At 66.1% G+C, this 7,396-nt stretch carries 9 protein-coding genes and 1 pseudogene; 1 reads left to right on the forward strand and 9 read right to left on the reverse strand.

Features of this window, described 5'->3' with window-relative positions:
• Positions 1-1,040, forward strand: a 1,040-nt coding sequence (gene glgB / locus Q4F73_RS10355; RefSeq protein ID WP_303359270.1) for a 1,4-alpha-glucan branching enzyme, incomplete at its 5' end; no start/stop codon positions are given.
• A gap of 46 nt (positions 1,041-1,086) precedes the next feature.
• On the opposite strand, the gene Q4F73_RS10360 is transcribed toward glgB, so the two are convergent.
• From Q4F73_RS10360 to Q4F73_RS10400, 9 genes and pseudogenes are all read right to left on the reverse strand, one after another.
• A complete protein-coding gene (locus Q4F73_RS10360) occupies positions 1,087-1,986 on the reverse strand; it encodes a tetratricopeptide repeat protein (protein WP_303359271.1) in 900 nt (299 codons plus the stop codon).
• Between the two features lie 10 nt (positions 1,987-1,996).
• Entirely contained in the window at positions 1,997-2,293 is a 297-nt protein-coding gene (locus Q4F73_RS10365) for a thiamine-binding protein (RefSeq protein WP_303359272.1), read from the reverse strand.
• A 10-nt stretch (positions 2,294-2,303) separates the two neighbouring features.
• Positions 2,304-2,603 carry a hypothetical protein gene (locus Q4F73_RS10370; protein ID WP_303359273.1) on the reverse strand — a complete coding sequence of 100 codons (300 nt, stop codon included), beginning with the start codon at positions 2,601-2,603 and terminating at the stop codon, positions 2,304-2,306.
• On the reverse strand, positions 2,603-3,295 hold the full coding sequence (nucS, locus tag Q4F73_RS10375; RefSeq protein ID WP_303359274.1) for an endonuclease NucS: 693 nt from the start codon (positions 3,293-3,295) through the stop codon (positions 2,603-2,605). The genes Q4F73_RS10370 and nucS overlap by 1 nt, the downstream gene beginning before the upstream one ends.
• Before the next feature lie 21 nt (positions 3,296-3,316).
• A complete protein-coding gene (locus Q4F73_RS10380; protein WP_303359275.1) occupies positions 3,317-3,781 on the reverse strand; it encodes a DUF2550 domain-containing protein in 465 nt (154 codons plus the stop codon).
• 143 nt (positions 3,782-3,924) lie between these two features.
• Entirely contained in the window at positions 3,925-4,296 is a 372-nt protein-coding gene (locus Q4F73_RS10385; protein ID WP_085549801.1) for a F0F1 ATP synthase subunit epsilon, read from the reverse strand.
• Positions 4,297-4,308: 12 nt separating this feature from the next.
• Positions 4,309-5,754 (reverse strand): F0F1 ATP synthase subunit beta, encoded by a 1,446-nt coding sequence (atpD, locus tag Q4F73_RS10390; protein ID WP_303359276.1) that lies wholly within the window; start codon positions 5,752-5,754, stop codon positions 4,309-4,311.
• Between the two features lie 3 nt (positions 5,755-5,757).
• The gene (locus Q4F73_RS10395; RefSeq protein WP_303359277.1) at positions 5,758-6,732 is read right to left on the reverse strand and encodes a F0F1 ATP synthase subunit gamma; all 975 of its coding nucleotides are present in this window, start codon (positions 6,730-6,732) and stop codon (positions 5,758-5,760) included.
• A gap of 56 nt (positions 6,733-6,788) precedes the next feature.
• Positions 6,789-7,396 (reverse strand): annotated as a pseudogene (locus Q4F73_RS10400) (F0F1 ATP synthase subunit alpha); the annotation flags it as partial.

Below are 7,396 nucleotides of genomic sequence, written 5' to 3' on the forward strand. Positions count from 1 at the left end.
TCCTCGTCGCCAACGCCCTGTACTGGATCGAGGAGTTCCACATCGACGGCCTGCGTGTCGACGCTGTGGCCTCCATGCTCTACCTCGACTACTCCCGTGAGCACGGCGAGTGGGAGCCCAACCAGTTCGGCGGCCGCGAGAACCTCGAGGCGGTGCAGTTCCTCCAGGAGATGAACGCCACCGTCCACCGCGCGCACCCGGGCGTGCTCACCATCGCCGAGGAGTCCACCTCCTGGCCGGGTGTCACCGCCCCCACCGAGTACGGCGGCCTGGGCTTCTCCCTGAAGTGGAACATGGGCTGGATGAATGACACCCTCGAGTACTTCAAGCTCGATCCCGTCCACCGCAAGTACCACCACAACGACATCACCTTCTCGATGATCTACGCCTACTCTGAGAAGTACGTCCTGCCCTTCTCCCACGACGAGGTCGTCCACGGCAAGGGTTCCCTGTGGGGTCGGATGCCCGGCGATGACTGGAACAAGGCGGCGGGTCTGCGCGCCCTCTACGGCTACATGTTCTCCCACCCCGGCAAGAAGCTGCTGTTCATGGGCCAGGAGTTCGGTCAGACCGGCGAGTGGAACGAGGCGTACTCCATCGACTGGTCCAACCTCGAGGGCTGGGGCCACGAGTTCCACACCGGCCTGCAGGATCTGGTCAAGGATCTGCACTGGGAGTACCGCCGCAACCCGGCCCTCTACTCCCAGGACCATGATTCCGCCGGTTTCCAGTGGATCAAGGGCGATGACGCCGCCAACAACCTGCTGGCCTATGTCCGTTGGGGCAACGACGGCTCGGCCGTGCTCGCGGTGATCAACCTCTCCGGCACCTCGCAGCCCGCCTACAAGCTGGGCATCCCGCGCGCCGGTGACTGGGAGCTCATCCTCAACACCGACGACGCCAAGTACGGCGGCGCGGGCAACGATCTCCCGCAGATCATCTCCACGGCCCACGAGGGCTGGGACGGCCAGGAGCACTCCCTGACCGTGCACATCCCCGCCAACTCCGTGCAGTGGTACCGCCACCGCGGCAGCTGGTAGAAAACGGACAGGGACCCACCGTTATCGGTGGGTCCCTTTCTGCTTGCTAGAACAGCGCGGAGGCCATCTGTGTGCGGGCGGCGGTGACGCGGGGGTCGGCGGCGTCGAACAGCGCGAAGAGCTCGACGAGGCGGTCCCGCACGCGCATCTTCTCCCCCGGCAGGGTCGTCATGAGGCCGAGGAGGCGGGCGAAGGCCCGCTCCGGCGCGCCGGCGACGATCTCGGCGTCCGCGGCCCGGAACTGCTTATCGACGTCCTCCGGGGCGCGATCCGCCGCTTCGATCGGGTCCTCGGTCTGGTTGGCCGGGTCCAGGCGCTTGAGCAGTTTCGCGGTGTCGCGGGCCTGAACGATGGCGGTGTCCCCGGGGGTCTCCGCGAGGATCTCGTCGTAGACGGCGATGGCCGCGTCGAAGTCGCCGACGTTGAGGGCGGAGAGGGCGGCGTCGAGACGCGGGTCCTCCGGGGCCTCCTCCACCTCCTGCTCCAGACCGGACAGCTGCGGGCCGACCTGCTCGACGAGCGAGTCCAACCAGGTGCGCAGGGCGTCGACGGGCTGGCCGCCCTCGAACTGGGTGATGGGGCGCCCGGCACCCAGGGCGATGACGGTGGGCAGCATCTGCACGCCGAAGGCCTGGGCCACCTCGGGGGTGACGTCAGCGTCGACGTAGCCGACGATGAAGCTCAGGCCCGCGGCGGCGGACAGGGACTGCAGATCCGCCTTGAGCTGCTCGGACTCGGGGCTGCGCGGGGTGCCGACGAGCACCACGACCGGCACCTGGGTCGAACGGCGGACGACATCGGCCTCGAAGTTCTCCGGGGTGACAGTGATGAAGGGCGCCGGCCCGGAGCCGGGACCGGTGGACTGGGCCTGCTCACGGGCTTCGGCGCGGGCCTTGACCTCACCGAGGTCGATGGCGCCGGAGACGTAACGGTGCTGACTGTTCACTCAAAACTCCTTAGAAGTGCTGTTCCAGCGAGGACATTTTCTGGTGCAGCTGGTCCTCGTAGCCCGGGCGGATATCGGCCTTGAGCACCAGCGACACGCGCGGGGAAACCTCCGCGACGGCGAAGGTGGCGCGCTTGACCACCTCCATGACCTCATCCCACTCCCCCTCGACGAGGGTGAACATGGCGTTGGTCTCGTTGGGGAGGCCGGATTCGCGCACGATGCGCACGGCTGCGGCGACGGCAGCGGACATCTCGGCGTCCTCGGTCGCGGTGACCGCGGGCGCCACGGAAAAGGCGATGATCATGCCCACCAGGCTACCGTCTGTCCCAGCAGTGCCGGTGCCAGTGTCGACGGTCCTCGGCACCCCGCCCGGTCTCGCGCGGCCAGGCGACGATGTGGGCCACCCCGGGTGGGATGTTGTTGTGGCATCCCGGGCACACGTAGAACTTCGTCGCCGCATGGGAGCCCATGTGGCGGAAGAGATACATCTCCCCCTGCGTCCAGGAGGGCCCCTCCACGGCCTGGGTGCCGTAGAAGGCGGCCCCGTCGCGCGGGAGTTCCCGGGGCTTGCGTGCTTCTCGACGCCCTCCCCGCCGTTGATTACGCCGCGGCATCAGAACAGACGCAGCTCATCGGACTCGATCCCGCGCAGCGCCTGATAGTCGAGCGTGACGCACCGGATGCCGCGGTCCTCGGCGAGCAGGCGGGCCTGGGGCTTGATCTCCTGGGCGGCGAAGACGCCGGTCACGGGCCTGAGCAGCTCATCGCGGTTGAGCAGTTCGAGGTAACGGGTGAGCTGCTCCACGCCGTCGATGCCCCCGCGCCGCTTGACCTCCACGGCCACGGTCGCCCCTGCGGCATCCCGGGCCAGAAGATCCACCGGCCCAATCGCCGTCGGGAATTCCCTCCGCACGAGGCTGTAACCCGCACCGAGGGTGGCGATGTGCTCGGCCAGCAGCTCCTGCAGGTGCGCCTCCACGCCGTCTTTGACCAGGCCGGGGTCCGTGCCCAGATCGTGGTTGGTCTCGTGGTGGACCAGCTCGATGGTGATGCGCAGCTGCTCGCCCTTGGCGTTCTCGACGATCCACAGCTGCTCGCCGGTGTCCTCGCCGTCGATGTCCGTGATGGTGGTCTCGGTGAGCGAGCACGGCGGGGTCATCCAGTTGAGCGGCTTGTACGCCCGGTCGTCGGCGTGGACGGACACGGAACCGTCCGCCTTGATCATGAGCAGGCGGTCCGCGGTAGGCAGATGAGCCTCCAGGCGGCCGACGTAATCCACGGAGCAACGGGCGATGACTAGACGCATGCAGACCACCCTAGCCGGGTGTCACTTCCCGTTCTTCCCCCGGGTGATCCTGTTGCGCAGGGCGGCGTGATCGACGCGCTCGTGGCGGATGTCGGGTGCGGATTCCACCCAGGCCGTCAGCGCCATGAGGGCGTGGGCGTGGAGAGCGACCTCGAAGTGTGTTCCCCTGTCACTGAGGGTGGCCACGGACAGGTCACCGTCCATGAAGCGCTGCTCCTCCGGCGTCAGCGGGCGGGTGCCGTCGACCGTCATTTGCTGGCGGTGGAACACCTGATCGGCGACGGGGGAAATGGAGCGCAACTTGAAGTACTCCAGATCATCACCGTGGTAGCGGATGGTGCCGTGGCGCCAACCGTGGATTCCCGACGCCGGAAGACGGCGCAGCAGGATGGTCTGCCCCCGGGACCGCAACGTGAAAAACCGCCAGGTGGCCAGCAGCACGGCGAGCACAATGAGGCTCAGCAGGGCCCAGAAGACAAACTCCACAGACACACACCTTTCGTGACGGTTAAGGAACGATTGTAGTCCCCGGCAGCACGATTTCTGAAGTGATCGCACAAACACCGGCACCCGCCAGCGGTGACGCTGGCGGGTGCCGGTGTGAGAGAGGTAGAGGCGGCGCCTCGGATTTAGCCCTCAGCCTTGCGACGTACGGCGTTGAGCGAGGCCTCTGCGCGGGCGCGCACGGACTCGTCCTCGTCCTGCAGCTGGGACTCGGCCTGCGAGGCGTCAACCTCGTCGGCCCAGATCGCGTAATCCGCGAGGATGGTGACCTTCTCCGGGGAGACGGAGAGGAAGCCACCCTGCACGCCGGCGACGAGCCTGTCGCCGTCGGTCGGACGGATGGTCACGACGCCGTTCTCGCGCAGCTGCCCGAGCATCGGCTCGTGACCCGACAGCACGCCGATCTCACCCTCAGTGGTCTGCGCGGTGACGATGCTGGCCGTTCCCGACCAGAGCATGCGCTCCACGGCGACCAGTTCAACGGTGATGTCAGCCATGTGCGTCTCCTCCTACTTACCGGTGATCTTCTTGTATGCAGCCTCGACATCGTCCAGGCCACCCAGACCGTTGAAGGCCTGCTCCGGGTAGTGGTCGAAGTCACCGTTGCAGATGCGGTCGAACGCATCGATGGTGTCGGCCAGCGGAACGTAGGAACCCGGCAGACCGGTGAACTTCTCGGCAACGAAGAAGTTCTGGCCCAGGAAGCGCTCGAGACGACGGGCACGCTGGACGGTGATCTTGTCCTCCTCAGACAGCTCGTCCATACCGAGGATGGCGATGATGTCCTGGAGTTCCTTGTTCTTCTGCAGAATTCCGATGACGCGCTGCGCGACGTTGTAGTGACGCTCACCGACGATCGACGGCTCGAGGATACGAGAGGTCGAGGTCAGCGGGTTCACGGCCGGGTAAATACCCTTGGAGGCGATACCACGGTCGAGCTCGGTGGTGGCATCCAGGTGGGCGAAGGTGGTCGCCGGGGCGGGGTCGGTGTAGTCGTCGGCAGGGACGTAAACGGCCTGCAGCGAGGTGATCGACTTACCCTTGGTCGAGGTGATTCGCTCCTGGAGGACACCCATCTCGTCAGCCAGGGTCGGCTGGTAACCCACGGCGGAAGGCATACGACCCAGCAGGGTCGAGACCTCGGAACCGGCCTGGGTGAAACGGAAGATGTTGTCGATGAACAGCAGAACGTCCTGGTTCTGCACGTCGCGGAAGTACTCGGCCATGGTCAGGCCGGACAGGGCGACACGCATACGGACTCCCGGCGGCTCGTCCATCTGGCCGAACACGAGGGCGGTGTCCTGGAGAACGCCCATCTCCTCCATCTCGAGGAAGAGGTCGGTGCCCTCACGGGTGCGCTCGCCGACGCCGGCGAACACGGAGGTACCGGAGAACTCACGCGCGATACGGGTGATCATCTCCTGGATGAGAACGGTCTTGCCGACACCGGCACCACCGAACAGACCGATCTTGCCGCCCTTGACGTACGGGGTCAGCAGGTCGATGACCTTGATGCCGGTCTCCAGGATCTCGGTCTTACCCTCGAGCTGGTCGAACGGCGGCGGGTCGCGGTGGATGCCCCACTGCTCGCCGTCGCGGCCGAGGCCCGGCTCGTCGAGGCAGTCACCGAGGGCGTTGAACACGTGGCCCTTGACGACGTCGCCGACCGGAACAGAGATCGGCTGGCCGGAGTCCACGACCTGGGCGCCGCGAACGAGGCCGTCGGTCGGTGCCATGGAGACGGCGCGGACGAGGTTGTCACCGAGGTGCTGGGCAACCTCGAGGGTGATGGTCTTGGCGACTGCTTCGAGGGTGACCTCGACAGTCAGTGCGTTGTACAGGGCCGGCAGCTCGCCGCGCGGGAACTCCACGTCGACGACCGGACCAATGACACGCACGACACGGCCGGCGGTGGACGCCTGCTGTGCGTTCTGCTCTTCGAGAGCTGTAGTCATTTTCTAGTCACTTTCTCCGCTTTCGGCGAGCGCGCCAGCGCCACCGACGATCTCTGTGATTTCCTGGGTGATCTGCGCCTGACGGGCCTGGTTGGCCACGCGCGACAGGTCCTTGACCAGTGCCGACGCGTTGTCGGTGGCAGACTTCATGGCGTTGCGGCGCGATGCGGACTCGGCTGCGGAAGCCTCGAGGAACATCGCGTACAGACGACGCGAGACGTACTTCGGCAGCAGCGCCTCGATGAGGGTGTCTGCATCCGGCTCGAACTCGACGTCCGGCCCGATCTCTCCGCCGGTGTCCTGCATGGACTCGCCGGTGTTGAGCTCATCCTCGCGGATGACAGGCTCGATCGGCAGCAGCTGGTGCGCCACCGGAACCTGGGACAGCATGGACACGAACTCGGTGTACACCACGTGCACCTGGTCGAAGCCACGGACCGGCTGGTTGTCGGTGTTGACACCCTCGCGGTACTTGGCCTCGCCCTTGGAGCTGGCGTTGAAGCCATCGATGAGGTGGTGGCGCACCTGGTGGGTGCCCTCCCAGGACGGATCCTGCGAGAAGCCGGTCCACTGGCCCGCGACCGGGGCCTCACGGAACTTGTAGTAGCCGACGGCCTTGCCACCGGTCACGTACCGGACGACCTCGTAGCCGGCGTCCTCGAGGCGACGAGTCAGCTCGGCGGCCTTCTTGAAGACGTTGTGGTTGTAGCCACCGGCCATGCCGCGGTCGGAAGAGACCACGAGGATGGCGGCCACGTTGCCGTCTTCACGCTCATGCAGCATCGGGTGGTCGAGCGAACTCGCCGACGCCAGACGCTCCATCATGTCGGACAGCTCCTGCGCGTACGGCAGGGATGCCTCGACCTTGGCCTGAGCCTTGGTGATGCGCGAGGTGGCGATCAGCTCCTGAGCCTTGGTGATCTTCTTGGTCGAGTTGACGGACCGGATTCGGTCGCGCAATTCGCGAAGATTAGCCATGGTTCACACTCCTCCCTTCGTTGTTGTTGACGGTTTCGACAGTGGGCATCGAGGCCCTACTTCTTGGCCGTCTTGCGGGGGACGGTGAGCTGGGTCTTCTTGAGGTCGGAGTCGGACAGCGCGTCCACCTCCGGCTCGTTGATGACCGGACGGCCCTCGGTGGTCTGGAAGGACTTCGCGAACTCGTCGTTGGCGGACAGCAGCGCAGCCTGGGACTCGTCGGACAGTGCGGCACCACCGGCGATCTGGTCGTAGACCTCCGGGTTGTTGGCGCGGATGTACTCGTGCAGCTCAGTCTCGTAGCGGCGGACGTCCTCGACGGGAACGACGTCGAAGGCACCCTCGCCGGCGAGCCAGATGGAGATGATCTGGTACTCCACGGCCTGCGGGGAGTTCTCGGCCTGCTTGAGCAGCTCGACGAGACGCTGGCCACGCTCGAGCTGAGCCTTGGATGCGGCATCCAGGTCAGAGGCGAAGGTGGCGAAGGCCTCGAGGTCACGGTAGGCGGCGAGATCCAGACGCAGGGAACCTGCGACCTTCTTCATGCCCTTGGTCTGAGCGGCACCACCGACACGGGAGACGGAGACACCGACGTTGATGGCCGGACGCACGCCCTGGTTGAACAGGTCGGACTCCAGGAAGACCTGGCCGTCGGTGATGGAGA

Source organism: Corynebacterium sp., assembly GCF_030535495.1.
Taxonomy (GTDB): domain Bacteria; phylum Actinomycetota; class Actinomycetes; order Mycobacteriales; family Mycobacteriaceae; genus Corynebacterium.

What these genes read in the sequence shown, in the direction of transcription:
- Q4F73_RS10365 (WP_303359272.1), bottom strand. Translation starts at nt 2,293, where the DNA reads ATGATCATCGCCTTTTCCGTGGCGCCCGCGGTCACCGCGACCGAGGAC.
- Q4F73_RS10370 (WP_303359273.1), bottom strand. Translation starts at nt 2,603, where the DNA reads ATGCCGCGGCGTAATCAACGGCGGGGAGGGCGTCGAGAAGCACGCAAG.
- nucS (WP_303359274.1), bottom strand. Translation starts at nt 3,295, where the DNA reads ATGCGTCTAGTCATCGCCCGTTGCTCCGTGGATTACGTCGGCCGCCTG.
- Q4F73_RS10385 (WP_085549801.1), bottom strand. Translation starts at nt 4,296, where the DNA reads ATGGCTGACATCACCGTTGAACTGGTCGCCGTGGAGCGCATGCTCTGG.
- atpD (WP_303359276.1), bottom strand. Translation starts at nt 5,754, where the DNA reads ATGACTACAGCTCTCGAAGAGCAGAACGCACAGCAGGCGTCCACCGCC.
- Q4F73_RS10395 (WP_303359277.1), bottom strand. Translation starts at nt 6,732, where the DNA reads ATGGCTAATCTTCGCGAATTGCGCGACCGAATCCGGTCCGTCAACTCG.